Source organism: Pseudomonas sp. 10S4 (genome assembly GCF_034344865.1).
Lineage (GTDB): Bacteria > Pseudomonadota > Gammaproteobacteria > Pseudomonadales > Pseudomonadaceae > Aquipseudomonas.
In genome coordinates this window covers 157,611-182,703 of the sequence record NZ_CP133774.1, presented here as the reverse complement: position 1 = coordinate 182,703, position 25,093 = coordinate 157,611, and the positions used below count along the sequence as shown (strand labels likewise).

Here is a 25,093-nt window from a genome sequence, read left to right as displayed (position 1 = left end):
AATTGCATTGGCTATAACGAGACGAACGAGCTTCGGCTATCGAGTAAAAATAATTCTCATTTAGTTCAAGATCACCAGCGCCGGAAATTCCTGAAGCTTGGCCGAGGTGATGTGAGCGAGGAGCGGACCACGTCCAGCGGCTGGTCGAGGTGGTAATTGCCGGTGACGGCGACGTCGGCCAACTGCTCGTTGTTGTTGATGATCCAGCCTGGATAGTAGCGCCGCAGCTCCGCCAGCACCTGGCTCAGCGGGCAGTTCTCGAACACCAGTCGGCCCTGAACCCACGCCAGGTCGGTGGCGGCGTCGAGCTTGGCCGGGCGGTCGAAACCGTTGGGGCCGATGCGGATGCTTTCACCGGCCGACAGCCGTACTCGCGCATCGTCACGGGTGGCACGCAAATCCACGTCGCCGCGCTGCACCCGAACCTGGGCCACGCCATCGAGGTAACGCACGGCAAACGCAGTATCGCGGACACTGGCCTTCACCGGCCCGGCGTCGATCTCCAGCGGTTGGCCTCGATTGGCCGGCACCTCGAAATACGCCTCGCCCTGATATAAGCGAGCGACGCGCTGCTGATCGTTGATGGTGCTGGAAAACGCCGAATTGGTATTGAGCAGGACCTTCGAGCCGTCTTCCAATTGCAGACGCTGGCGTTCACCGACCACGGTCAGGTGATCGGCCTGAAGACGCATCGGCAGATTGCTGAAACTGAACAAACCGAGGATCAACACCGCCGCCGTGGCCAGTGGTTTCCAGTGCGGACGCAAGCGCGACAACACGGTGACTTTCGCAGGTTTAGCGGCCAGGTTTTGTGCGCACTGGAGGACCAATGGGCCGTCCCAGATCGCCTGGGCCTTGGCGAACGCCTCGGCATGCAATGGATCGGCGGCGAGCCATTCGTGGAACTGTCGGCTCTGTTCCGCACTCGGACTGCCCAGCACGATCAGCCAGTCCAGGGCCTGGTCCATCGCGCTTGCAGTGTCCCGCGCCGGGTCAGGCGTTTGGGAGCGGCGGGTGTCCGTCACGGTGTTTCCTCGGCAGTGTCTGTGCACCGCTGTTTTTTTAGTAGAGCGTGGAAGTGCGGCAAGGGTAGCAAAGCTCGAAGGCCCTGCGCAGTCGATCTCGGCAGGTAGCGAGTAAACCTACAGACTCAGTCGCCGTTTAACCGTTGCGCGACGCCAATGCAGATCGCCATGATCAGCTTCAGTTCTTTTTGCACAGTGCTTAGGGACACGCGGAGTTGTTCGGCGATCTCCAGATAGCTGTGGCCGTGCAGGCGACTGAGGATGAAAATCTGCTGCTGACGGCTGCTAAGTTCACTGAGGCTCACGTTCAAACGCTCCAGCAATTGTTCGGCATGGGCGGCGTCCTCGGCACTGCTGACCGGGGCGGCGATGCTTTCCACCACGTCCAGCGGGACGTCATCGAGCAGGGTGCGCGACTGAATGCGCCGCGCACGCAAATGATCCAGCGCCAGGTTGCGGGCGGTCTGGAAGACGAAGGGTTCAAGGTGATCGATGGCCCGCTCACTGAGCGCCCGGGTCACGCGCAGGTAGGTTTCCTGCAACAGGTCTTCGGCGGTGCTGTGATTGTTGACCATCCGCTCCAAGGTGCGCAGCAGCGAAACCCGCTGAGCGATGAAGACGTGATTGAAGCGCGATTGACTCACGGGAGGACCTGATCCATTTTGAGCGAATGATAATGCTTATCATCCACTCAAATGGTCAAGTGCTGATTTGCGGAGGGCTAGGCGCGGCCCAACAGATAGGTCGCGTAATCCGGGATCCGGTGCTCGTGCGCCTGATTCATCAACGGACTGCTCAGCAGGTAGTCGGCGCTGCATTCATTGCAGGCGACCGGGATGTTCCAGACCGCCGCGACTCGCAGCAACGCCTTGATATCCGGGTCGTGGGGCTGCGGTTCGAACGGGTCCCAGAAGAACACCAGCATGTCGACCCGTTGCTCGGCGATACGCGCGCCAAGTTGCTGATCGCCGCCCAACGGGCCGCTGATCATGCTTTCCACGGGCAGGTCGAGGCGTTGTTGCAACAACAACCCGGTGGTGCCGGTCGCGACCAGTTCATGTTGCGCCAGCTTGTCTTTCTGCCGCTCGGCCCAGTCCAGCAAAAACACTTTGCAGTGGTCATGGGCGACCAGGGCGATACGCTTGCGCGCCGCCAGGGTCTTTTGCGTAAAGCTGATACCGATCATTGAATGTTGCTCTCGGTGGGGGCCTTGCAAATATCGCGTAGGAGCAGCCTTCGGCAGCTCCTACAGGTCCGCGTCAACCCGTCATGAGGCGACGTGCCCCATCACGTTGCTTATTCCGCGTTGCACAGCGCCAGGCAGTTATCGAGCATACGGTTGGAGAAGCCCCATTCGTTGTCGTACCAGGCCAACACCTTGAGCAGTTTGCCGCTGGACTTGGTGTGGTTGGCGTCGAAGATCGACGACAGCGGGTTGTGGTTGAAGTCGCTGGAGACCAGCGGCAGGGTGTTGTAGCCGAGAATCTTCGAGTGCTGGGCCGCTTCTTTCAGCAGCGCGTTCACTTGCTCTGCGCTCGCCTCACGTTTTAGCTGCACGGTCAGGTCCACCAGCGACACGTTGATCACCGGAACACGCACCGCCATGCCGGTCAGTTTGCCCGCCAGCTCCGGCAGCACCAGGCCGACGGCTTCGGCAGCGCCAGTCTTGCTCGGGATCATGTTCTGGGTGGCGGAACGGGCGCGGTACGGGTCGGTGTGGTAGACGTCAGTCAGGTTCTGGTCGTTGGTGTAGGCGTGGATCGTGGTCATCAGACCGCTTTCGATGCCCAACTCGCGGTGCAGCACCTGGGCCACCGGGGCCAGGCAGTTGGTGGTGCACGAGGCGTTGGAAATAATCTGGTGCGACTGGCGCAGAATGTCGTGGTTAACACCGTAAACCACGGTGGCGTCGGCGCCTTTGGCCGGGGCCGAGATAATCACTTTGCGCGCGCCGGCCGTAATATGCGCGGCGGCTTTGGCACGGTCGGTGAACAGACCGGTGCATTCGAAGACCACATCGATCTTCTCGGCAGCCCACGGCAGTTCAGCCGGGTTGCGGATGGCGCTGACCGAAATGCGGTCGCCATTGACCGTCAGGCTTTCGTTATCGTGCTGGACATCAGCGTCGAAAGTGCCGTGAACGGTGTCGTACTTGAGCAGATGAGCGTTGATCGAGCTGTCGCCCAAGTCATTGATGGCGACGATCTGCAGATCCTGACGATAACCTTGGGTATACAGTGCGCGCAGGACATTACGGCCAATTCGGCCAAAACCATTGATTGCGATTCGAAGAGTCATTTAACAGCGCCGCCGTCGTTTTGTTGTTGGAATTACAAGATTATTCGCATAAAAATAGAAAACAAGCCTTTTTAATGGCAATATTTTGTTCAATCTACAACGAGTGACCTGAATCAACTGGTCCGATCGATCAAGAAAGCCGCCCGTCAGCCCATCGACAACGGCCCTTGATCAGCATAGACAATCAGGTCGCCACATCCGTTAGCCTGGAGTTCTACACATGCATCCCCGCGTCCTTGAGGTCACCGAACGGCTTATCGCCCGCAGCCGTGCAACTCGCGAGGCTTACCTTGCGCTCATTCGCGGCGCTGCCAGCGATGGTCCGATGCGCGGCAAGCTGCAATGCGCCAACTTCGCCCACGGCGTGGCCGGGTGCGGCACTGACGACAAGAACAGCCTGCGGATGATGAATTCCGCGAACATCGCAATTGTTTCGTCATATAACGACATGCTCTCGGCGCATCAGCCGTACGAAGTCTTTCCTGAACAGATCAAAAAAGCCCTGCGCGAAATCGGCTCGGTCGGCCAGTTCGCTGGCGGCACCCCGGCCATGTGCGATGGCGTGACCCAGGGCGAGCCCGGCATGGAACTGAGCCTGCCGAGCCGTGAAGTGATCGCGTTGTCCACCGCCGTGGCGCTGTCTCACAACATGTTCGACGGTGCGCTGATGCTCGGCGTCTGCGACAAGATCGTGCCAGGCCTGGTCATCGGCGCGCTGGCCTTCGGTCACCTCCCGGCCATCCTGGTGCCGACCGGACCGATGAGTTCCGGGATTCCGAACAAGGAAAAGAGCCGCATCCGCCAGCTCTACGCCGAAGGCCTGGCCGACCGCGAAGCAACTTGCTCGAGGCCGAGACGGCGTCGTACCATTGCCGCAGGCACCTGTACCTTCTACGGGACGGCGAACTCCAACCAGATGCTGATGGAGGTCATGGGACTCCACCTTCCCGGCGCGACGCTTTCGTCAGCCCGGACTCCCCGTTGCGCGAGGCCCTCACCGCCGCCGCGGCCCGCCAGGTGGTCGCGACTGACCGAGCTGAAAGACCGGCTACACCCCGATCGGACGCAGTGGTGGACGAGCGGTCGATCATCAACGGCGATCGTTGCCCTGCTTGCCACCGGAGGGTCGACCAACCACGCGCTGCACCTCCCGGCAATCGCGGCCGCCGCGGGGATCCAGCTCACCTGGCAGGACTTCGCGGACCTGTCCGAGGTCGTTCCCCTGCTTGTCCGCATCTACCCCAACGGCCCTGCCGACATCAACCACTTCCACGCCGCCGGGCGGCACGGCGTTCCTGATCCGCGAACTGCTGGAAGCCGGCCTGCTCCACGAAAACGTCAATACCGTGCTCGGCCATGGTCTGAGCCGCTATACCGTGGAACCGTTCCTCGATAACGGCGAACTGGTCTGGCGCGAAGGCCCGATTGAAAGCCTCGACGAAACTATTCTGCGTCCGGTCGCCCGTGCGTTCTCGCCCGAGGGTGGCCTGCGGGTAATGGAAGGCAACCTTGGTCGCGGGGTGATGAAAGTCTCCGCCGTGGCCCTGGAAAACCAGGTCGTCGAAGCACCGGCCATGGTGTTCCAGGATCAACAGGATCTGGCCGATGCGTTCAAGGCCGGTTTGCTGGAGAAGGATTTCGTCGCGGTGATGCGCTTCCAGGGGCCGCGCTCCAACGGCATGCCGGAACTGCACAAGATGACGCCGTTCCTCGGTGTGCTGCAGGATCGCGGCTTCAAAGTCGCGCTGGTCACCGACGGGCGCATGTCCGGCGCCTCGGGAAAAATCCCGGCGGCGATCCACGTCAGTCCCGAAGCGTTTGTGGGCGGCGCTTTGGCGCGCGTGCAAGAGGGCGATATCATCCGCGTCGATGGCGTCAAAGGCACCCTGGAGCTTAAGGTGGACGCCGAAGAATTCGCAGCGCGCACGCCAGCCAAAGGCCTGTTGGGCAACAACATCGGCAGCGGGCGCGAACTGTTTGGTTTCATGCGCATGGCCTTCAGCTCCGCAGAGCAGGGCGCCAGCGCCTTTACTTCTGCCCTGGAGACGCTTAATTGAAACTGGCTTTGGTCGGTGACATCGGTGGGACCAACGCACGTTTCGCGTTGTGGAAAAACCAGCAACTGGAATCGATCCAGGTGTTGCCGACGGCAGATCACACCAGCCCGGAGGAGGCTATCGCTGTCTACCTGAGCGGGTTGGGCCTGGCGCCTGGCGCGATCGGTTCGGTGTGCCTGTCGGTGGCAGGTCCGGTGAGCGGTGATGAATTCAAGTTCACCAACAATCACTGGCGCCTGAGCCGCAAGGCGTTCTGCCAGACCTTGCAGGTGGATCAACTGCTGCTGGTCAACGACTTCTCGGCCATGGCCCTGGGCATGACCCGTTTGCAGCCGGACGAGTTTCGGGTGGTCTGCGAAGGTACGCCGGAACCGTTGCGGCCGGCGGTGGTAATCGGCCCGGGCACCGGGCTCGGCGTTGGCACGTTGCTGGACCTCGGCGAAGGCCGATTTGCCGCGTTGCCGGGGGAGGGCGGTCACGTCGACTTGCCGCTCAGCAGCCCGCGGGAAACCCAACTGTGGCAACACATCTTCAATGAGATTGGCCATGTCAGTGCCGAGACAGCCTTGAGTGGCAGCGGCTTGCCGCGGGTCTATCGGGCGATCTGCGCGGTGGATGGTCATGAACCGCAGTTCCACACTCCCGAAGCCATTACGGCGGCAGGACTGGCCGGTGATCCGGTCGCGCTGGAAGTGCTGGAGCAGTTCTGCTGCTGGCTCGGTCGCGTGGCCGGCAACAACGTGCTGACGGTGGGTGGGCGCGGTGGCGTGTATATCGTGGGCGGGGTGATTCCTCGGTTTGCCGATTTCTTCGTTGAAAGCGGTTTTGCCCGATGCTTCGCCGACAAGGGCTGCATGAGCGATTACTTCAAAGGCATTCCGGTGTGGCTGGTGACGGCGCCGTATTCCGGCCTGATGGGCGCGGGTGTGGCGCTCGAACAGGCCTGAACACGATCAACTGTGGGAGCGGGCTTGCTCGCGAAAGCGGACTGACATTCAACATTGATGTCGACTGATACACCGCTTTCGCGAGCAAGTCCGCTCCCACATGGGATCTGCGGTGTTTGTAGATTCTGTGGTAAGGCATAATCCGCCCAATTCAAACAACAAGGATGCCGCCCCTGTGAGCTCAGTCAACAAGTCGATTTTGTTGGTCGATGACGATCAAGAGATACGCGAGTTGCTGGACACCTACCTGACCCGTGCAGGTTTTCAGGTGCGCACCACGCCCGATGGCGCAGGCTTTCGCCAGGCGATGAACGAGGCGCCGAGTGATCTGGTGATCCTCGATGTGATGCTGCCGGACGAAGACGGTTTCAGCCTTTGCCGCTGGATTCGCCAGCACCCGCGTCAGGCCCAGGTGCCGATCATCATGCTCACCGCCAGCTCCGACGAGGCCGATCGCGTTATTGGCCTGGAACTGGGTGCCGACGATTACCTCGGCAAACCCTTCAGCCCCGGGAATTGCAGGCGCGGATCAAGGCGTTGTTGCGCCGTGCGCAGTTCGGTCAGGAACGCTCCGGCAGTGAAGTACTGGCCTTCGATGACTGGCGGCTGGACATGGTCAGCCATCGGCTGTTCCACATCGATGGCGAAGAAGTGATTCTCTCCGGCGCCGACTTCGCGCTGCTGAAACTGTTCCTCGATCATCCCCAGGAAATTCTCGACCGCGACACCATCGGTAACGCCACCCGTGGCCGCGATTTGATGCCGTTGGATCGGATCGTCGACATGGCGGTCAGCCGTTTGCGCCAGCGCCTGCGCGACACCGAAAAACCACCGCGGCTGATCCGTACCGTGCGGGGCAGTGGCTACCAACTGGCCGCCAATGTGGTTGCCAGCAATGGCCACTGAGTGGTTGCGCCGGCTCGCCGCCAAGGTGCCGGTGCCACGCTCGTTGCTCGGGCGGATGTTGCTGCTGACGCTGTTGGTGGTGCTTTTCGCTCAGGCGCTGTCGAGCGTGATCTGGGTTTCGCAGCTGCGCGCTACTCAGCTCGAAGGCCTGGTCACCAGCGCCCGTAGCCTGGCGCATTCGATGACCGCCAGCGTCAGCTACTTCCGTTCGTTGCCGGTGGCGTTTCGGCCGCTGGTACTCGATCAATTACGCAGCATGGGCGGCACCCGGTTCGTGGTGACCCTCAACGACAAACCCTTGGGCATGGAAGTGCTGCCGATCACCCCGCGCAAAGAAGCGGTGCTCAAAGCGGTGGACGAGGTGCTGCGCGAGTCCCTGGGCCACGACACGGATATCTCGGTGACCTTCGTCAGCCCCGAAGACCTGCGGATCTTCAACAGCGGGCTGAAACTCGATGAATTGCCGCGGTCCTGGGCGCACTACGCGTTGACCCTGGAACCGGTGAACCCGCCGGTGCTGGTCACGCAAATCCAGATGGCGCCGGGCGAATGGCTGTACATCGCTTCGCTGCTGCCTGAGCCCTACACCAGTCTTGAAGAGCAAGGCCTGCCGGCGCAGCAAGTCTGGTTCATCGTGCTCACCAGCGGCTTTTTGCTGTTGTTCATCGGCCTGCTGGTGCACTGGCAGAGCCGTCCGCTCAAGCGCCTGGCGCGGGCGGCACGGGACATGTCCCTCGGTGCGGAAGTCGAGCCGGTGCCCGAAGGTGGCGGCAGTGAAGTGGTCGAGGTTGGCCGCGCCTTCAATGCGATGCGCGAGCGCATCAGCCGCTACCTGACCGAGCGCAGTCAGTTGTTCAGTGCGATCTCCCACGACTTGCGCACGCCGATCACCCGGTTGCGACTGCGGGTCGAATTGCTCGAAGACGAAAAGCTGCAAGCCAAGTTCGGCCGCGATCTGGATGAGCTGGAGTTGCTGGTCAAAGGCGCGCTGCAATGCGTGAAAGACACCGACATCCACGAAAACATTGAGCCGGTGGACCTCAATCACGTGCTCGATTGTTTGGTCGAGCCGTACCTGGCGCCCAACGGCAATGGTCGCGTGACCCAGCAGGGCCGGGCACTGGCGGCATACCCCGGCAAGCCGCTGGCGCTCAAGCGCTGCATCGGCAACCTGATCGACAACGCCTTGAAGTACGGACAGAACGCGCACCTGCACATCGATGACGACCAGAGCGCGTTCATCCTGCATGTGGATGATGAAGGGCCCGGAGTGCCGGAGCAGCGGATGGAGCAGGTGTTCGAGCCGCACTTCCGCCTGGCCGGACAGCAGCAGGGTTATGGGTTGGGGTTGGGGATTGCGCGCAATATTGCCCATAGCCATGGTGGCGAGGTCAGCCTGCAGAATCTGCGCGAAGGCGGATTGCGGGTGACGTTGCAGCTTCCTCGATCAATCGATTGAAAAGATCAAAAGATCGCAGCCTTCGGCAGCTCCTACACTGGAATTGTTTACACCCTGTAGGAGCTGCCGAAGGCTGCGATCTTTGATCTGGCTTTTGCTTTGTCACGGCTCAGTGACATAACTCGCCCCCTTCGTTACCTGCCTCGCCTCAACCGTTGTTTAGACTGCCCTCCAGTCATAACAACAAAAAGGTACCCCATGGACACCTTCCAACCCGCTTTCAGCAGTTGGCTGAACGCGCCTGCCCACCAGCAATGGCTCGCCGCCGAAGGGCTGCGCCTGCTGGCGTTCGCCAAGGCTTCGAAGCTCCCTGAAGGCTTCGGCAATCTCGATGAAAAGGGCCGCCTCCCGGCCAATGCCCAAGCCGAAACCATGAACACCGCACGCATGACCCACAGCTTCGCCATGGCTCACATCCAGGGCCTGCCAGGGTTTGCCGAGTTGGTGGATCACGGCGTCCAGGCGCTCAGCGGCCCGCTAAAGGATGCCGAGCACGGTGGCTGGTTCGCCACCGCCCATCATCGTGATGACAACACCGGCAAAGCTGCTTACCTGCACGCCTTCGTCGCCCTCGCCGCAAGTTCCGCTGTAGTCGCGCAACGGCCCGGCGCACACGCCTTGCTCGATGATGCCATCCACATCATCGACACGCATTTCTGGAGCGAGGAGGAGGGCGCGATGCGCGAATCCTTCAATCGCGACTTCAGTTGCGAAGAAGCCTACCGCGGCGCCAACAGCAACATGCACGCCACCGAAGCCTTCCTCGCGCTGGCGGATGTCACCGAGGACAACCGCTGGCTGGTCCGCGCCCAGCGGATTGTCGAGCGAGTGATCCACGCTCACGCCGCCGCCAACGATTACCTGGTGGTCGAGCATTTCGATCGCGATTGGCAGCCGCTGCGCGAGTACAACCACGACAACCCTGCCGACGGTTTTCGCCCCTACGGCACCACGCCGGGCCACGGTTTTGAATGGGCGCGGCTGTTGCTGCACCTCGAAGCCGCGCGAGTGCAGGCGGGGATGCTCACGCCGGGTTGGCTGGCGACCGATGCGCAAAAACTCTTCGATCACAACTGCCGTCACGGCTGGGATGTCGACGGGCTGCCGGGGATTGTCTACACCCTCGACTGGAACAACCGCGCGGTGGTTCGCCATCGCTTGCACTGGACCCATTGCGAAGCCAGCGCCGCTGCCAGTGCGCTGCTCAAACGCACCGGCGAGGAGCAATACGAAGCCTGGTACCGACTGTTCTGGGAATTCTGTGACAGTCATTTCATCGACCGCTGCGATGGCAGTTGGCACCATGAACTCGACCCGCAAAACCGCCCGAGCGCCGATATCTGGGCCGGCAAACCGGATCTGTATCACGCCTGGCAAGCCGTGCTGATTCCGCGCCTGCCGCTGGCGCCGAGCATGGCGACTGCCTTGGGGCAGTTGTCCCAGAGCGCTCCTGTGTAACCATGTGGTGACATTCAAGCGTCCCTTCGTTACCTGCGAAGGGATAACTCCTGTTTAAAATCCCATGCAGCGCAAGCACCAGACTTGCATGCATAACAACAAGAAAGGTAATTCTAGATGAATGCGATTTCTCGCCTCGCTACTGTCATTTCTCTTGCCTCATTGCTTCCTATCTCTGCATTCCCTGTCAGTGCGCTTGCCGCCGAATCCAAAGGTTCGGTAGAAGTCGTTCACTGGTGGACCTCCGGTGGCGAAAAAGCTGCCGTTGACGTGCTCAAAGCCCAAGTCGAAAAAGACGGTTTCACCTGGAAGGACGGCGCTGTCGCCGGTGGTGGCGGAGCTACGGCCATGACCGTGCTCAAGAGCCGCGCCGTTGCCGGTAACCCGCCGGGTGTCGCACAGATCAAAGGTCCAGACATCCAGGAATGGGCGTCTACCGGTCTGCTCGACACCGACGTCTTGAAAGACGTTTCCAAATCAGAGAAGTGGGACAGCCTGCTCGACAAGAAAGTCTCTGATACCGTGAAGTACAACGGCGACTACGTGGCCGTGCCGGTGAATATCCACCGCGTCAACTGGCTGTGGATCAACCCGGAAGTCTTCAAGAAAGCCGGCATCGAAAAAGCCCCAACCACCCTTCAGGAATTCTACGCAGCCGGCGACAAGCTGAAAGCAGCGGGCTTCATCGCGCTTGCCCACGGCGGCCAGCCTTGGCAGGACAGCACCGTGTTTGAAGCGGTGGTTCTTTCTGTCATGGGCGTCGACGGTTACAAGAAAGCCCTGGTCGACCTGGACAACGCTGCTCTGACCGGTCCTGAAATGGTCAAGTCGCTGACCGAGCTGAAGAAAGTCGCGACCTACATGGACGTCGACGGCAAAGGCCAGGACTGGAACCTGGAAGCGGCCAAAGTCATCAACGGCAAGGCCGGCATGCAGATCATGGGTGACTGGGCCAAGAGCGAGTGGACAGCGGCCAAGAAAGTCGCCGGCAAGGACTACGAGTGCGTAGCCTTCCCGGGCACCGACAAGGCATTCACCTACAACATCGACTCCCTGGCCGTGTTCAAGCAGAAAAACGCGGGCACTGCTGCCGGTCAGCAGGACATTGCCAAGGTCGTGCTGGGTGAGAACTTCCAGAAAGTCTTCAGCATCAACAAGGGCTCGATCCCGGTTCGAATCGACATGCTGAACGACATGGCCAAGTACGGCTTCGACTCCTGCGCCCAGACCGCTGCCAAGGACTTCCTGGCGGACGCCAAGTCCGGCGGCCTGCAGCCGAGCATGGCGCACAACATGGCGACCACGCTGGCGGTACAGGGTGCGTTCTTTGATGTCGTGACCAACTTCATCAACGACCCGAAAGCCGATCCGGCCGATGCTGCCAAGAAACTCGGCGCAGCGGTCAAGTCTGCCAAGTAACTGTTAGAGCCGCAGCCCCCTGTGGGAGTGGCTTTTGTGGGAGCCGGGCTTGCCCGCGATGCAGACAACTCGGTTTATCAGTTGCACCGAGGTAATGCCATCGCAGGCAAGCCAGCTCCCACAGAAGCCCGCTCCCACAAGGGAATGCGCTTGTAATCCTTTCTCTACGTACTGGATCTTCCCATGAGTTCTGTTGCTGTGTTCAGCAAGGCCTCGCCGTTAGATGCACTGCAGCGCTGGCTCCCAAAACTGGTGCTGGCGCCTAGCATGTTCATCGTCCTGGTGGGCTTCTATGGCTATATCCTGTGGACGTTCGTCCTGTCGTTCACCACTTCGACCTTCCTGCCGACTTATAAATGGGCCGGTTTGGCGCAATACCAGCGGCTGTTCGAGAACGACCGTTGGTGGGTAGCAAGCAAGAACCTCGCGGTTTTCGGCGGCATGTTTATCGGCATCACCTTGGTGATCGGTGTGCTGCTGGCGGTGTTCCTGGATCAGCGCATTCGTCGCGAAGGTTTCATTCGCACCATTTACCTGTACCCGATGGCGCTCTCGATGATCGTCACCGGTACGGCCTGGAAATGGCTGCTCAACCCGGGCATGGGCCTGGACAAATTGCTGCGTGACTGGGGTTGGGAAGGCTTCCGCCTGGACTGGCTGATCGACCCGGATCGCGTTGTGTATTGCCTGGTGATCGCTGCGGTATGGCAAGCCTCGGGTTTTATCATGGCGATGTTCCTCGCCGGCCTGCGTGGCGTTGATCAATCGATCATCCGTGCCGCCCAGATCGATGGCGCGAGCATGCCGCGCATTTACCTGAAAGTGGTGTTGCCAAGCCTGCGCCCGGTGTTCTTCAGCGCCGTGATGATCCTGGCCCACATCGCGATCAAGAGTTTCGACCTGGTGGCGGCAATGACTGCCGGTGGTCCGGGTTACTCCTCCGACCTGCCTGCGATGTTCATGTATTCCTTCACCTTCAGTCGCGGCCAGATGGGCATGGGTTCGGCCAGTGCGATTCTGATGCTCGGTGCGATTCTCGCAATCATCGTGCCTTACCTGTACTCCGAGCTGAGGACCAAGCGTCATGACTAGTTTCGCCGCGAAACCTTCCATCAGCCTGAGTCGCATCGCGATCTACGCGGTGCTGATCCTTGCGGTATTTCTTTACCTGATACCGCTGGTGGTCATGCTGTTGACCAGTTTCAAGACGCCGGAAGACATCAACACCGGCAACCTGCTGAGCTGGCCGACCGTGGTCAGCGGCATTGGCTGGGTCAAGGCCTGGGCCACGGTCGACGGGTATTTCTGGAACTCGATCAAGATCACCGTCCCGGCGGTTTTGATCTCCACGGCCATCGGTGCGCTGAACGGCTATGTGCTGTCGATGTGGCGCTTTCGTGGGTCGCAGCTGTTCTTCGGCCTGTTGCTGTTCGGTTGCTTCCTGCCGTTCCAGACAGTCCTGCTGCCAGCCTCGTTCACCCTCGGCAAAATGGGCCTGGCCAGCACCACCACCGGCCTGGTGTTTGTGCACGTGGTCTACGGCCTGGCGTTCACCACGCTGTTTTTCCGTAACTACTACGTCAGCGTTCCGGATGCGTTGGTGAAAGCGGCGCGGCTGGATGGCGCGGGTTTCTTCACCATCTTCCGTTTGATCATCCTGCCGATGTCCACCCCGATCATCATGGTCTGCCTGATCTGGCAGTTCACCCAGATCTGGAACGACTTCCTGTTCGGCGTGGTGTTCTCCAGCGGTGACTCGCAACCCATCACAGTGGCGCTGAATAACTTGGTCAACACCAGTACCGGTGCCAAGGAATACAACGTTGATATGGCGGCGGCGATGATCGCCGGGCTGCCGACCCTGCTGGTCTATGTGGTCGCAGGCAAGTATTTCGTGCGCGGGCTGACGGCCGGCGCAGTCAAGGGGTAATCATGGCTACGCTCGAACTTCGCAATGTAAACAAGACCTATGGCCCCGGCCTGCCGGACACCCTCAAGAACATCGAACTGTCGATCAAGGACGGTGAGTTCCTGATCCTGGTCGGACCTTCGGGTTGCGGCAAGTCGACCTTGATGAACTGCATCGCCGGCCTGGAAACCATCACCGGCGGCGCGATCATGATCGGTGACCAGGACGTCAGCGGCATGAGCCCGAAGGACCGCGACATCGCCATGGTCTTCCAGAACTACGCGCTGTACCCGCACCATGAGCGTGTCGCCGAGAACATCGCCTTTGCGCTTGAAGATCCGCAAAATGCCCGCCGCCGATATCGAAGCCGAAGTGGCGCGGGTGTCCAAGCTGTTGCAGATCGAACACTTGCTTAACCGTAAACCCGGCCAGCTGTCCGGTGGCCAGCAACAGCGTGTGGCCATGGGTCGTGCCCTGGCGCGGCGGCCGAAGATTTACCTGTTCGACGAACCGCTGTCCAACCTCGACGCCAAGCTGCGGGTCGAGATGCGTACCGAAATGAAACTGATGCACCAGCGCCTGAAAACCACCACGGTCTACGTGACCCACGACCAGATCGAAGCGATGACTCTGGGCGACAAAGTGGCAGTGATGAAGGACGGAATCATTCAGCAGTTCGGTACGCCGAAAGACATCTACAACAACCCGGCCAACCTGTTCGTGGCGAGCTTCATCGGTTCGCCGCCGATGAACTTCATCCCGCTGCGTTTGCAGCGCAAGGATGGTCGTCTGGTAGCGCTGCTCGACAGCGGCCAGGCCCGTTGCGAACTGCCAATGGGCATGCAAGACGCTGGGCTGGAAGATCGCGAAGTGATCCTCGGCTTGCGTCCGGAGCAGATCGTGCTGGCCGGCAGCGAAGCCAATGGTTTGCCGACCATTCGTGCCGAAGTCCAGGTGACTGAGCCGACCGGTCCGGACACCCTGGTGTTCGTCAATCTGAATGAAACCAAGGTCTGCTGCCGCTTGGCGCCAGACGTTGCGCCGGGTGTGGGCGAGACCCTGACCCTGCAATTTGATCCGTCGAAAGTGCTGTTGTTCGATGCCAAGACTGGGGAGCGCCTGGGGGTTGCCGGTGTGCCAAAAGCCGAAGCATCGGTAGGCAACATCGCACAGTTCAAGGGTCGCTGAAGATCAAATGTGGGAGCGGGCTTGCTCGCGAAAGCGGTCTGACATTCACCTGTGATGTCGACAGATACACCGTTTTCGCGAGCAAGCCCGCTCCCACAAGGGGATACGCGACGGATGGGGACATCCGTTGCATTCAATGTAAACCGCGTTAGATAAAAACAGTTAATAACAATAAAACGAGGATGTAGGGATGAAGAAGAAGAACAACGCTCAGCTTATCTGCCAGTTGTCTGCTGTTGCGGCGGCATTAACCCTGGCCGGTAGCGTTCACGCGGCTGACGCGTTCAGCGCCGATTCCAAGTGGATGACCGGTGACTGGGGTGGCGAGCGGACCAAGCTGCTTGAGCAGGGTGTCGACATCAAGGCTGACTACGTCGGTGAAGTGGGCGGCAACCTTCATGGCGGCTACAACAACGACAAGACCGCGCGTTACGCCGACCAGTTTGGCTTGGGCGTGGCGCTGGACCTGCAAAAACTGATGGGCTGGGATAACACCCAGGCCAAGATCGAGCTTACCAGCCGTAACGGTCAGAACATCTCCAATGACCGTGTGGGCGACCCGCGTGCCGGCACCTTGAGTTCCTCCCAGGAAGTCTACGGCCGTGGCCATATGGTCCGTCTGACCCAGTTGTGGGTTCAGCACCAGTTCCTCGACGGCAAGCTGGACGTCAAGGCCGGTTACTTCGGCGAAGGCGAAGACTTCAACACCTTCCCGTGCGAGTTCCAGAACCTGGCGTTCTGCGGTTCCCAGGCGGGGAACTGGGCGACCGGTATCTGGTACAACTGGCCAGTCAGCCAAGCCGCGCTGCGTGTGAAGTACAACATCACACCTGAGTTGTATGCGCAGATCGGTGCGTACAACCAGAACCCGTCGCAACTGGAACACGGCAACGGTTTCAAACTCAGCGGCAGTGGTACCGCGGGCACCGTGTTGCCGGTCGAATTGGTCTGGTCGCCGAAGCTCAACGGCCTGCCGGGTGAATACCGTGTGGGTTACTACAAGAGCACGGCCAACGCCAATGACGTTCTCAAGGACAGCAACGGCAATGACGCAGCGACCACCGGTGAAGCCTATCGCGTTCACGACAGCAAGCACGGCTACTGGGGCGTCATCCAACAGCAACTTACGACCCACAACGGCGACGCTTCCCGCGGTCTGAACGTTGCGGCCAACGCCACCTTCCACGACAAAGACACCAACGTCGTCGACAACTATCAGTCGCTGATGTTTGTCTACAAAGGTCCGTTTGATGCACGTCCAAAAGATGACGTCGGGATCGGTTTCGCCCGTATCCATGTCAACGATGACGTGAAGAAAAACGCCGAGTTGGTCAACGCCGCCGATGGTGCCACCAACTACGACGATCCGCTGTTCTCGCCGCTGCGTTCCACCGAATACAACTACGAGATCAACTACGGCTTCCACGTTACTAACTGGCTGACTGTGCGTCCTAACCTGCAATACATCACTCACCCGGGCGGTGTTGATGAAGTCGACAACGCGCTGGTGGCCGGTCTGAAAATTCAGTCGGTGTTCTAACGCTGTTGCGATAAGCTCCTCTCTATGTGCGCATATTTGCGGATGGCCAAGGCTATCCGCTTTTTTGGGGGCTGCGCACCCCGGGTAAAAGATGATTTTCAGGACCGCGGCACATGCATGAGCATCCGCTACAACGCTTCTTCAAATCCTTGCGCGAACGTCCGGTGTTTGCGTGGGAACGCTATCAGATGCGCGATGTGCTGGTGATCGATCATCCGCTGTGCCAGGCGGTGTTCAGTCGCCAGGGCGCGCAGTTGTTGCACTTTCAGCCAAAGGGGCAGAAACCCTGGTTATGGTGCGCAGCGAAATGGCCGCAGGTGGGTGCCATTCGGGGCGGCGTGCCGGTGTGCTGGCCGTGGTTTGGTCGTCATCCGAGCGAAAACGCCTGGCCGTCCCATGGTTGGGCGCGGCTGATTGACTGGAAGCTGCTCGACAGCAGTCATGACGACGATGGTGTGCGCCTGCATTGGCAATTGCAGCTGTGCGACTGGACGGTGGACCTGCATGCGCACCTGGGCGAACGCATGGATTTGCGCCTGAGCACTGAGCATCAAGACACCTTACCGTGCCAACTGAGTCAGGCATTGCATGCTTACTGGCGTATTGGTGACGTGGGTGAGGTAGCGCTGTCCGGGCTTGATGGGGCGCAAGGTTACGATCAGTTGAACCGCCAGGTTTGTCATCAGGAAGGCGAGTTGCGGGTCGACGGCGGCTGTCAGCGAGTGTTCCAGCATGACGGCGAATTGCAGCTCAAGGATCACGCCTGGCAGCGCGAATTGTGCATCGACACCGGTGACCATGCAGACACGGTGGTCTGGCATCCGGGGGCGCGGCCGTTGCTGGGAGTGAGCTGGAACGAGGTGTTGGAATTTGTCTGTGTGGAAGCGGCGAGTGGCGGGACCGACAGCCTGAGCCTGGCGCCGGGGGAGAGGGCGCATTTGAGTTTGCAGGCGCGGGTTGGGGTGTAGGCGAAAATCTGCGGTGTTGCTACTGACGCCTTCGCGGGCAAGCCTCGCTCCTACAGAAGATCACCTATCCCTGTAGGAGCGAGGCTTGCCCGCGAAGAGGCCGGGACAGCCAATGAAGATATCTGACTAGTTGAACTCGTCACCCACCGGATATCGGCTTGCATTCAAACTCTCTTTGATCTTGCGCAAATGCGGCTGGAAATCCACCCCGCGGCGCAAGGTCATGCCGGTCGCCAACACGTCCAGCACGGTCAGTTGAATAATCCGCGACGTCATCGGCATATAGATGTCGGTGTCTTCTGGCAGCGGAATGTTCAAGCTCAGGGTACTGGCCTTGGCCAATGGCGAACCTTCGGCGGTCAAACCCAGCACCGAAGCACCGTTCGCCCGGGCGATGCGCGCCACTTCCACCAGTTCGCGGGTGCGGCCGGTGTAGGAAATAATCACGAACAACTCGCCGGTGTGCGCCACGGAGGCAATCATCCGTTGCATCAGCACATCGGCGTGGGCGGTAACGGCCAGATTGAAACGGAAGAACTTGTGCTGCGCATCCAGCGCCACCGGGGCCGAAGCACCGAGGCCGAAAAAGTGGATCTGCCGGGCCTGGATCAGCAGGTCGACGGCGCGGCTGATCAGGCTTGGGTCCAGGGCCTGCAAAGCACTGTCCAGCGAGGCGATGGCGCTGCCGAAGATCTTCTGGGTGTAGGCTTCAGGATTGTCATCGGCCTCAACCGCACGGCTGACATACGCCGCGCCACTGGCCAGGCTCTGGGCCAGTTGCAGTTTGAGTTCCGGGTAGCCGCTGACGCCGAATGAGCGGCAGAAACGGTTGACCGTCGGCTCGCTGACCTTTGAGGCCTGGGCGAGGGCGGCAATGCTGAACCGGGTGGCCTGCTGTGGGTTGAGCAGGATCACTTCGGCGACTTTGCGTTCGGCCTTGTTCAGGTCTTCAAGGCGACTCTGGATTTGTTCCAGTAAATTTCGCACGCGGTCCATAGATGTTCCTTGAGTCAGCAGCGCAAACACGCAGTCTGCTATGCAAAAAGGGCCTTTGATGTGGCCCGTAACGGTGGCCTATCCTACTGATGGCTCCGACCGACCACCACTCGGAATCTGTATTTTGAGAAAATGTTGTGGTTATTACTACATTTTCCCTTGAGTGATGCCTTGAAAAAAGGTATTTGTAGCTTAACTTGATAAAAGAACAAACATCATGCCTTCGATTACGGTTGAACCGTGCACCTTTGCCTTGTTCGGCGCCCTTGGCGATCTGGCCTTGCGCAAGCTGTTTCCTGCCCTTTATCAACTCGACGGCGCCGGCCTGTTGCACGAGGACTCGCGAATCATCGCGCTGGCCCGTGAACCCGGCAGCGAGCAGCAACACCTGGCGTTCATCGCCTCGGAGCTGCGCCGCTACGTCGACGCCAAAGAGCTGGACGAGGCCGTGCTCGAACGCTTCCTCGCTCGGTTGAGCTACCTGCACGTCGACTTCCTCAAGGCTGACGACTACGTCGCCCTGGCCGAACAGGCCGGGACCGCTCAGCGAGTCATTGCTTACTTCGCCACCCCGGCAGCGGTCTACGGCGCCATCTGCGACAACCTGTCGAAGGTCGGTCTGACTGAAAACACCCGTGTCGTTCTGGAAAAACCCATCGGTTCGGACCTGGAATCCTCGCGCAAGGTCAACGACGCTGTGGCGCAGTTCTTCCCGGAGAACCGCACCTACCGCATCGACCATTACCTGGGCAAAGAGACCGTCCAGAACCTGATCGCCCTGCGGTTTGCCAACAGTCTGTTCGAAACCCAGTGGAACCAGAATTACATCTCCCACGTGGAAATTACCGTGGCCGAGAAGGTCGGGATCGAAGGCCGCTGGGGTTACTTCGACAAGGCCGGCCAGCTGCGGGACATGATCCAGAATCACCTGCTGCAACTGCTCTGCCTGATCGCCATGGACCCACCGGCCGACCTGTCCGCCGACAGCATCCGTGACGAGAAAGTCAAAGTGCTCAAGGCGCTGGCGCCGATCAGTCCGGAAGGCCTGACCACTCAGGTCGTACGCGGTCAGTACATTGCCGGTTACAGCGAAGGCAAACCGGTGCCGGGTTATCTGGAAGAGCCGAATTCCAATACCCAGAGTGACACCGAAACCTTCGTCGCCCTGCGTGCCGACATCCGCAACTGGCGCTGGGCCGGCGTGCCGTTTTACTTGCGTACCGGCAAGCGCATGCCGCAGAAGCTGTCGCAGATCGTCATCCACTTCAAGGAGCCGTCGCACTACATCTTCGCTCCCGAGCAGCGCCTGCAAATCAGCAACAAGCTGATTATCCGCCTGCAACCGGACGAAGGCATCTCCTTGCGCGTGATGACCAAAGAACAAGGCCTGGACAAGGGCATGCAGCTGCGCAGCGGTCCGTTGCAGCTGAATTTTTCCGACACTTATCGCAGCGCGCGGATTCCCGATGCCTACGAGCGGTTGTTGCTGGAAGTGATGCGCGGCAATCAGAACCTGTTTGTCCGTAAAGATGAAATCGAAGCCGCGTGGAAGTGGTGTGACCAGTTGATCGCCGGGTGGAAAAAATCCGGTGATGCGCCCAAGCCGTACGCGGCCGGGTCCTGGGGGCCGATGAGCTCCATTGCACTGATCACGCGGGATGGGAGGTCGTGGTATGGCGATATCTAATTTGAAACTGCCTCAGGGCGTCAGCGCCCATGAGTTCAAGAGCCCGGCGTTGTTGGCCGAAGGCCTCGCGCTGAGCGTGGCCAAGCAACTGAGTGAGGCGGTCGACGCTCGCGGCACCGCGACCCTGGTGGTTTCCGGTGGTCGCAGCCCGGTAGCGTTCTTCCAGCATCTGGCCAAGCAGACGCTGGACTGGTCCAAGGTTGTCGTGACCCTGGCTGACGAGCGCTGGGTACCCGTCGAGCACGCCGACAGCAATGCTGGTTTGCTCAAGCGGTACTTGTTGCAAGGCCCGGCGTCGAAGGCGAAGTTTCTGAGCCTCTATAGCGCCACGGCCAACCTTGAACTGGCAGCCGAGCAGGCCGACCGTTTGCTCGCCGAACTACCGGCGATCGACGTACTAATCCTGGGCATGGGCGACGACGGTCACACCGCCTCGCTGTTCCCCAACAGCCCGAACCTGGCCGACGCCTTGAAAGTCGACGGCAGCCGTCGTTGCTGGCCGATGCTGGCGCCGACCGTGCCGCATCAGCGCCTGACCATGAGCCTGGCGCTGCTGGCTTCGGCGAAGAACACCGTTCTATCGATTTCCGGTCAGTCCAAGCTGACCACCCTGAGTGCCGCATTGGCCGGTGACGATGTCGCCGCCATGCCGATTCGCGCGTTTCTGCAACCTACGTTAGAGATTTACTGGTGCCCATGAGCCAAGGATCAGCCGCTATGACAAACACATCCCCGACCGTTTCCATGGCGGACAAAGTTGCCCTGATCGACAGCCTCTGCGCCAAAGCGCGGATTTTGCCGGTGATCACCATCGCTCGCGAACAGGACATTCTGCCTCTGGCCGACGCCCTGGCCGCCGGTGGCCTGACAGCCCTGGAAGTGACCCTGCGTTCGCAGTTCGGCCTCAAAGCCATCCAGATCTTGCGCGAGCAGCGTCCGGAACTGGTGACCGGTGCTGGCACCGTGCTTGACCGCACTATGTTGGCCGCCGCCGAAAGGGCCGGTTCGCAGTTCATCGTGACCCCGGGCATCACCCGTGACTTGCTCGAAGCCAGTGTCGACAGCTCGATCCCGCTGTTACCCGGCATCAGCAACGCCTCCGGCATCATGGAAGGCTATGGCCTGGGCTATCGCCGCTTCAAGCTGTTCCCGGCGGAAGTCAGCGGTGGCGTCGCGGCCATCAAGGCGTTGGGCGGTCCGTTCGGCGAAGTTAAATTCTGCCCGACTGGCGGCGTGAGCCCGGCCAATATCAAAAGCTACATGGCGTTGAAAAACGTGATGTGCGTGGGCGGTAGCTGGATGCTTGATCCGGAGTGGATCAAGAACGGCGACTGGGCCCGCATTCAGGAATGCACCGCCGAGGCCTTGGCGCTGCTGGACTGATGCTGGACTGATTGTTACCTGACACTTCGTTGTGTGTTCTACGGCTTTAGCGGTGCACTTGGTCGGTGCACCGTTTTTTTGCCCAAAAAATGCCTGTGTCCCTCACAAGAATTCCTCTGTAGGAGCGAGGCTTGCCCGCGAAGAGGCCATCACATCAAACAAAAATGTTGAATGTCAGACCGCCTTCGCGAGCAAGCTTCGCTCCTACACAAAAACATCAGACGATACATAGTTACCGCATACCCGCTAGCATCTCTCTCTATCCTTGAATCATCTTATGGAAGAGAGAACCTCATGGATTACAACACTGCAACTCCCCGCGAAACCGTCTGCCTGCTGTCCCCGGAGCAAATCGCCGGTCCCTATTTCCGCAATTCGAAACTGATCAGAAGAAACATCAGCGAAGGCCAGGATGGCATTCCCCTGGTGATGCGGCTGGCGATTGTCGATGCCATGACCGGCGAGCCGGTGATCGGCGGCGTTGGTGGACATCTGGCATTGCAATGCTCGCGGGGCTTACTCGGGCTGGAGCAAAGTCGATCCGGACAAAGAGGTCGACGCTGACACCATCGGTTCGATTCCGCGTACGGATGACCACACCTACCTGCGCGGCGGGCAATTCAGCGACAACAAAGGCGTCGTGCGGTTTACCACCATCTACCCGGGTTTTTATGCCGGTCGTGCGCTGCACATTCACGTAGCGGTTCGAATCACGGCGGGCAACAATTATCTGGAAGAGCGGCATGTCGCCTGGGTCGGTCAGCTTTACTTCCCCGAAGTGGCGTCCCGGTCGGTGCTCAATGCGCGGGAGTATCGGGGCCGAACCGTGTCGCGGCTGACCAACGATCAAGACCACTACTACGAACGCATGGGCGGTGAGGCTTCGACCCTGGATGTTCACTCCATCGGTCGAGAGTCCCATGACGACGGTTTTTTCGGGCAATTGACCATTGGCATCGACACCTTTGCGGTGTCGAGCCAGATCAGGCCCGAGGACTTCGACAAGTACACGGTGTAGGCGCCAGTCCTCAGTGCGTCAGCGCAGGTCGGTCAGTGCCTGCACAAGCAGGTCCATTTGCGCCGCGGTGGTAGTCAGCCCCGGAGTAATGCGGATACACGGCCCGCACGCCGCGCCGCTGCGGGCCACGGTGAACAGGTTGTAGTCGTTGAGCAGCCGTTCGACCATCAGGTATTGATCGGCATGACGGGTAAAACGCATCGAGGTGATGGCGCAATACAGTCGAGGATCATCCGGGGTCATGACTTCAATCCCCGGCAGCTCGCGCACGGCGTTGACCCAGCGATTTCGCAGGTAGTTGAGCCGTGCACCCTTGGCGGCGGAACCGCCCATGGCCAGATGTTCTTCGAACACCAGCGGCAAGGTCAAAAGCGCCGGGATGTTCGGCGTGCTGTAGGGCGTGCGGGCGCGAATGTCGTTGACCGGGAAATGCATCTCGCCCATGTCCGGGTCGATATCGGCCAGGCGTTGGGGAGCTATGTAGATGAACCCGAGGGTTAGCGGCGCGCCGATCCATTTGTGCAGGTTGTAGCCGGCAAAGGCGATGCCCAGCGTTTCCAGATCGAAGTCGATCTGACCCAGGGCATGAGCGCCGTCGAGGATCACATCAATGCCGTGCTCCTTGGCGAGTGCGGCAATCGCCTGCACCGGCATTACCAGGCCGGTGCGGTGGGTGACATGGGTCAGGGCCATCAGTTTGAGTCGCGGATAGCGCACGAAAGCTTCGCGGTAAGTGGCCAGCAAACTCTCGAATGTGGCGGGGTGCTGGTGGTCGATTTCGATTACTTCGACGCCGCGATGCCGGGCCAGCCAGCGCATCGCGCCCTTGACCGTGTCGTACTCCAGGTCGCACAGCAGCACCTGATCGCCGGGTTGTAAACGGTTGTAGTTGCGGATCAGCGACTGCAGGCCATCCGAGGCGTTGCGGGTGAAGGCGACGGATTGAGCGCGCACGCCAATCATCTCGGCCAGCTGCGCTCGAATGTCCAGGCTTTCGCCCTGTTCGAAACGCTGGCGCACATGGACCGAGTTGCTGCGATTGATCAGCTCGATATTGCGCTGGTACTCCTCGACCACCGTGCGCGACATGCGCCCGAAGTAACCGTTCTCCAGGTTGATGGGGCCAGGTTCGACTGCGTAACGGTCGGCAAAGGTTTGCCAGAAGGCTTCATCACGGGCACGGCGAGTATTCTCGGGCATGGGCTACTCAATCAATTCAGTGGCGGGGGGCTGGTCTACCATGTTTGGCGCGCAGCGGTTCGAGCAGTTCCGACAAACCGTTGTGATCGATTTCCTGCATTAGCGCCAGCAATCCCCCAGTTCGCCATGGGGGAAACCTTCGCGAGCGAACCAGTTCAGGTACTGGCCGGGCAGGTCGGCAATGATGCGGCCCTTGTATTTGCCGAAGGGCATTTCGCGGGTAATCAGCAGTTCGAGCTTTTCAGGATTCATCAATTAATCGTCTTGATTCAAACAGTCTGGAAAATACAGGCATTCTGCATGCAGGCCAATTGACAGATCATGCAAATAAAGCGGATGCAGATTTCTGATTAAAGGTTAAGCAATTGAAAAATAACAAATAAATTATCAATTCAAGGCTGGCATGCGAGCTGCAACAACTATTGCATCTTTCATCAACCCGCAAGGAATTGAAAAATGACCGACCTCAATAAAGAAGCGATCTCTGTACTCAACGACCTGATTGAAACCAGCAAAGACGGTCAGGAAGGGTTCAAGACTTGCGCTGAAGACATCAAACACCCAGAACTCAAAACCCTGTTCGTTCAGCGTTCCGCCGATTGCGCGACTGCTGCTGCCGAACTGCAGAGCGCTGTGCGTTCCATGGGTGGCGATCCGGAAACCTCCACCAGCGTTAGCGGTGACTTGCATCGTCGCTGGGTCGATGTGAAAGCAATGTTTACCGGCAAGGGCGAGGAGGCTGTGCTCAACGAAGCCGAGCGCGGTGAAGACCATGCGCTGAAGGCGTACAAGGAAGCGCTGGAAAAAATTACCAAACACAACTTGGTGGGTATTCGTGACCTGGTTGAGCGTCAGTATCACGGCGTGCAACGCAACCACGACCAGGTGAAAGCCCTGCGTAATCAGGCTCGTGCTCGTTCGTAAGGGTTCTTGGCTGTAATAAAAAACGCCAGTCTGACTGGCGTTTTTTTGTGCCTGCTAATCACTGTGGCGAGGGAGCTTGCTCCCGCTCGGCTGCGCAGCAGTCGTAAAACCATTGCACTCGGTGTACCTGATACTGTTTCAGACTCTAGGGCCGCTTCGCGCCCCAGCGGGAGCAAGCTCCCTCGCCACAGATAAGCGGCGTTTCAGCCAATGCTGATCGGCGGCAGAACCGGCAAGTTCACCGTCTGCTGCTTACGCGGCGCCAGAATCTCCGCCTCGCCATCCACTACCAACTCATCGCGCTGGTTGAACACGCGAGTGGCAATGCGCACCCGAAACTTGGGCAGCTTTTCGAGAATTTCCAGACGCACGGTCAGGGTGTCGCCGATTTTCACCGGTTTCTGAAAGGTCATCTGTTGACCGATATAAATAGTGCCCGGCCCAGGCAACTCGCAGGCGACGGCAGCGCTGATCAGGGCGCCGCTGAACATGCCGTGGGCGATACGTTCCTTGAACATGGTGCCGGCGGCGAATTCGGCGTCCAGATGCACCGGGTTGTGATCGCCGGACATCGCGGCGAACAACTGAATGTCGCGCTCTTCGACGGTCTTGCTGTAACTGGCGGTCTGGCCGACTTCAAGGGCTTCGTAAGGGGTGTTGGTAACCTGGGTCATCTGTCTCAATTCCTGTGACGAATTTAAAAATCCACAA

Annotated in this window: 19 protein-coding genes and 6 pseudogenes; 17 read left to right on the top strand and 8 right to left on the bottom strand. The window is 59.7% G+C overall.

Features of this window, described 5'->3' with window-relative positions:
* Nucleotides 1–60: 60 nt before the first annotated feature.
* The 4 genes and pseudogenes from RHM58_RS00930 to gap all read right to left on the bottom strand — a co-directional run bounded on the left by RHM58_RS00930 (nucleotide 61) and on the right by gap (nucleotide 3,323).
* Nucleotides 61–1,025, bottom strand: a pseudogene (locus tag RHM58_RS00930) (FecR family protein).
* Nucleotides 1,026–1,150: 125 nt separating this feature from the next.
* Complete coding sequence (locus RHM58_RS00925) at nucleotides 1,151–1,669, bottom strand: RNA polymerase sigma factor (RefSeq protein ID WP_322269444.1); 519 nt, start codon at nucleotides 1,667–1,669, stop codon at nucleotides 1,151–1,153.
* A gap of 77 nt (nucleotides 1,670–1,746) precedes the next feature.
* Nucleotides 1,747–2,211 carry a methylglyoxal synthase gene (locus RHM58_RS00920; protein ID WP_201256790.1) on the bottom strand — a complete coding sequence of 155 codons (465 nt, stop codon included), beginning with the start codon at nucleotides 2,209–2,211 and terminating at the stop codon, nucleotides 1,747–1,749.
* A 110-nt stretch (nucleotides 2,212–2,321) separates the two neighbouring features.
* Nucleotides 2,322–3,323, bottom strand: a complete 1,002-nt coding sequence (gene gap / locus RHM58_RS00915) for a type I glyceraldehyde-3-phosphate dehydrogenase (RefSeq protein ID WP_201206114.1) — start codon at nucleotides 3,321–3,323, stop codon at nucleotides 2,322–2,324.
* A 220-nt stretch (nucleotides 3,324–3,543) separates the two neighbouring features.
* Here gap and edd point away from each other — a divergent pair.
* The 12 genes and pseudogenes from edd to RHM58_RS00850 all read left to right on the top strand — a co-directional run bounded on the left by edd (nucleotide 3,544) and on the right by RHM58_RS00850 (nucleotide 17,174).
* Nucleotides 3,544–5,380, top strand: a pseudogene (gene edd, locus RHM58_RS33855) (phosphogluconate dehydratase).
* Nucleotides 5,377–6,327, top strand: a complete 951-nt coding sequence (locus RHM58_RS00900; RefSeq protein ID WP_201256791.1) for a glucokinase — start codon at nucleotides 5,377–5,379, stop codon at nucleotides 6,325–6,327. Before edd ends, RHM58_RS00900 begins: the two are co-directional and overlap by 4 nt.
* A 175-nt stretch (nucleotides 6,328–6,502) precedes the next feature.
* A pseudogene (locus tag RHM58_RS00895) lies at nucleotides 6,503–7,233 on the top strand (response regulator).
* Nucleotides 7,223–8,692: an ATP-binding protein gene (locus tag RHM58_RS00890; RefSeq protein ID WP_201206111.1), complete on the top strand. Its 1,470-nt coding sequence runs from the start codon at nucleotides 7,223–7,225 to the stop codon at nucleotides 8,690–8,692. The pseudogene RHM58_RS00895 and the gene RHM58_RS00890 overlap by 11 nt, the downstream one beginning before the upstream one ends.
* Before the next feature lie 198 nt (nucleotides 8,693–8,890).
* Entirely contained in the window at nucleotides 8,891–10,150 is a 1,260-nt protein-coding gene (locus RHM58_RS00885) for an AGE family epimerase/isomerase (protein WP_322269440.1), read from the top strand.
* Nucleotides 10,151–10,267: 117 nt separating this feature from the next.
* On the top strand, nucleotides 10,268–11,569 hold the full coding sequence (locus tag RHM58_RS00880; RefSeq protein WP_322269439.1) for an ABC transporter substrate-binding protein: 1,302 nt from the start codon (nucleotides 10,268–10,270) through the stop codon (nucleotides 11,567–11,569).
* A gap of 183 nt (nucleotides 11,570–11,752) precedes the next feature.
* Complete coding sequence (locus tag RHM58_RS00875; protein ID WP_201206107.1) at nucleotides 11,753–12,661, top strand: carbohydrate ABC transporter permease; 909 nt, start codon at nucleotides 11,753–11,755, stop codon at nucleotides 12,659–12,661.
* Complete coding sequence (locus tag RHM58_RS00870) at nucleotides 12,654–13,499, top strand: carbohydrate ABC transporter permease (protein ID WP_201206105.1); 846 nt, start codon at nucleotides 12,654–12,656, stop codon at nucleotides 13,497–13,499. The genes RHM58_RS00875 and RHM58_RS00870 overlap by 8 nt, the downstream gene beginning before the upstream one ends.
* A 2-nt stretch (nucleotides 13,500–13,501) precedes the next feature.
* Nucleotides 13,502–13,934 (top strand): annotated as a pseudogene (locus tag RHM58_RS00865) (ABC transporter ATP-binding protein); the annotation flags it as partial.
* A 6-nt stretch (nucleotides 13,935–13,940) separates the two neighbouring features.
* Entirely contained in the window at nucleotides 13,941–14,666 is a 726-nt protein-coding gene (locus tag RHM58_RS00860) for an ABC transporter ATP-binding protein (RefSeq protein ID WP_416195311.1), read from the top strand.
* Between the two features lie 190 nt (nucleotides 14,667–14,856).
* Nucleotides 14,857–16,206 (top strand): carbohydrate porin, encoded by a 1,350-nt coding sequence (locus RHM58_RS00855; protein WP_201206101.1) that lies wholly within the window; start codon nucleotides 14,857–14,859, stop codon nucleotides 16,204–16,206.
* A 113-nt stretch (nucleotides 16,207–16,319) separates the two neighbouring features.
* Nucleotides 16,320–17,174 (top strand): D-hexose-6-phosphate mutarotase, encoded by an 855-nt coding sequence (locus tag RHM58_RS00850; protein ID WP_201256792.1) that lies wholly within the window; start codon nucleotides 16,320–16,322, stop codon nucleotides 17,172–17,174.
* A gap of 126 nt (nucleotides 17,175–17,300) precedes the next feature.
* Here RHM58_RS00850 and RHM58_RS00845 read toward each other — a convergent pair whose 3' ends face one another.
* The gene (locus RHM58_RS00845) at nucleotides 17,301–18,161 is read right to left on the bottom strand and encodes a MurR/RpiR family transcriptional regulator (protein ID WP_201206763.1); all 861 of its coding nucleotides are present in this window, start codon (nucleotides 18,159–18,161) and stop codon (nucleotides 17,301–17,303) included.
* A gap of 226 nt (nucleotides 18,162–18,387) precedes the next feature.
* Between RHM58_RS00845 and zwf the strand changes: the two genes are divergently transcribed.
* The 4 genes and pseudogenes from zwf (at nucleotide 18,388) to RHM58_RS00825 (ending at nucleotide 22,258) form a co-directional block, all read left to right on the top strand.
* Nucleotides 18,388–19,857, top strand: a complete 1,470-nt coding sequence (zwf, locus tag RHM58_RS00840) for a glucose-6-phosphate dehydrogenase (protein ID WP_201206097.1) — start codon at nucleotides 18,388–18,390, stop codon at nucleotides 19,855–19,857.
* The gene (gene pgl / locus RHM58_RS00835) at nucleotides 19,844–20,557 is read left to right on the top strand and encodes a 6-phosphogluconolactonase (protein ID WP_201206095.1); all 714 of its coding nucleotides are present in this window, start codon (nucleotides 19,844–19,846) and stop codon (nucleotides 20,555–20,557) included. Before zwf ends, pgl begins: the two co-directional genes overlap by 14 nt.
* Nucleotides 20,558–20,574: 17 nt before the next feature.
* On the top strand, nucleotides 20,575–21,240 hold the full coding sequence (locus tag RHM58_RS00830; RefSeq protein ID WP_201206093.1) for a bifunctional 4-hydroxy-2-oxoglutarate aldolase/2-dehydro-3-deoxy-phosphogluconate aldolase: 666 nt from the start codon (nucleotides 20,575–20,577) through the stop codon (nucleotides 21,238–21,240).
* Nucleotides 21,241–21,534: 294 nt separating this feature from the next.
* Nucleotides 21,535–22,258, top strand: a pseudogene (locus tag RHM58_RS00825) (intradiol ring-cleavage dioxygenase).
* An 18-nt stretch (nucleotides 22,259–22,276) separates the two neighbouring features.
* Here RHM58_RS00825 and RHM58_RS00820 read toward each other — a convergent pair.
* Nucleotides 22,277–23,458: an aminotransferase class V-fold PLP-dependent enzyme gene (locus RHM58_RS00820; protein WP_201256793.1), complete on the bottom strand. Its 1,182-nt coding sequence runs from the start codon at nucleotides 23,456–23,458 to the stop codon at nucleotides 22,277–22,279.
* Nucleotides 23,459–23,570: 112 nt separating this feature from the next.
* Nucleotides 23,571–23,671: pseudogene (locus tag RHM58_RS33850) on the bottom strand (putative quorum-sensing-regulated virulence factor); the annotation flags it as partial.
* Between the two features lie 243 nt (nucleotides 23,672–23,914).
* Here RHM58_RS33850 and RHM58_RS00810 point away from each other — a divergent pair.
* The gene (locus RHM58_RS00810; protein WP_201194003.1) at nucleotides 23,915–24,382 is read left to right on the top strand and encodes a ferritin-like domain-containing protein; all 468 of its coding nucleotides are present in this window, start codon (nucleotides 23,915–23,917) and stop codon (nucleotides 24,380–24,382) included.
* Nucleotides 24,383–24,585: 203 nt separating this feature from the next.
* Here RHM58_RS00810 and RHM58_RS00805 read toward each other — a convergent pair whose 3' ends face one another.
* Nucleotides 24,586–25,056 carry a MaoC family dehydratase gene (locus RHM58_RS00805; protein WP_201206087.1) on the bottom strand — a complete coding sequence of 157 codons (471 nt, stop codon included), beginning with the start codon at nucleotides 25,054–25,056 and terminating at the stop codon, nucleotides 24,586–24,588.
* Nucleotides 25,057–25,093: the final 37 nt, after the last annotated feature.

What these genes read in the sequence shown, in the direction of transcription:
- RHM58_RS00855 (WP_201206101.1), top strand. Translation starts at nt 14,857, where the DNA reads ATGAAGAAGAAGAACAACGCTCAGCTTATCTGCCAGTTGTCTGCTGTT.
- RHM58_RS00885 (WP_322269440.1), top strand. Translation starts at nt 8,891, where the DNA reads ATGGACACCTTCCAACCCGCTTTCAGCAGTTGGCTGAACGCGCCTGCC.
- gap (WP_201206114.1), bottom strand. Translation starts at nt 3,323, where the DNA reads ATGACTCTTCGAATCGCAATCAATGGTTTTGGCCGAATTGGCCGTAAT.
- RHM58_RS00860 (WP_416195311.1), top strand. Translation starts at nt 13,941, where the DNA reads ATGGGTCGTGCCCTGGCGCGGCGGCCGAAGATTTACCTGTTCGACGAA.
- pgl (WP_201206095.1), top strand. Translation starts at nt 19,844, where the DNA reads ATGGCGATATCTAATTTGAAACTGCCTCAGGGCGTCAGCGCCCATGAG.
- RHM58_RS00890 (WP_201206111.1), top strand. Translation starts at nt 7,223, where the DNA reads ATGGCCACTGAGTGGTTGCGCCGGCTCGCCGCCAAGGTGCCGGTGCCA.
- RHM58_RS00875 (WP_201206107.1), top strand. Translation starts at nt 11,753, where the DNA reads ATGAGTTCTGTTGCTGTGTTCAGCAAGGCCTCGCCGTTAGATGCACTG.
- RHM58_RS00850 (WP_201256792.1), top strand. Translation starts at nt 16,320, where the DNA reads ATGCATGAGCATCCGCTACAACGCTTCTTCAAATCCTTGCGCGAACGT.
- RHM58_RS00830 (WP_201206093.1), top strand. Translation starts at nt 20,575, where the DNA reads ATGACAAACACATCCCCGACCGTTTCCATGGCGGACAAAGTTGCCCTG.
- RHM58_RS00870 (WP_201206105.1), top strand. Translation starts at nt 12,654, where the DNA reads ATGACTAGTTTCGCCGCGAAACCTTCCATCAGCCTGAGTCGCATCGCG.
- RHM58_RS00880 (WP_322269439.1), top strand. Translation starts at nt 10,268, where the DNA reads ATGAATGCGATTTCTCGCCTCGCTACTGTCATTTCTCTTGCCTCATTG.
- RHM58_RS00810 (WP_201194003.1), top strand. Translation starts at nt 23,915, where the DNA reads ATGACCGACCTCAATAAAGAAGCGATCTCTGTACTCAACGACCTGATT.
- RHM58_RS00820 (WP_201256793.1), bottom strand. Translation starts at nt 23,458, where the DNA reads ATGCCCGAGAATACTCGCCGTGCCCGTGATGAAGCCTTCTGGCAAACC.
- zwf (WP_201206097.1), top strand. Translation starts at nt 18,388, where the DNA reads ATGCCTTCGATTACGGTTGAACCGTGCACCTTTGCCTTGTTCGGCGCC.
- RHM58_RS00920 (WP_201256790.1), bottom strand. Translation starts at nt 2,211, where the DNA reads ATGATCGGTATCAGCTTTACGCAAAAGACCCTGGCGGCGCGCAAGCGT.
- RHM58_RS00805 (WP_201206087.1), bottom strand. Translation starts at nt 25,056, where the DNA reads ATGACCCAGGTTACCAACACCCCTTACGAAGCCCTTGAAGTCGGCCAG.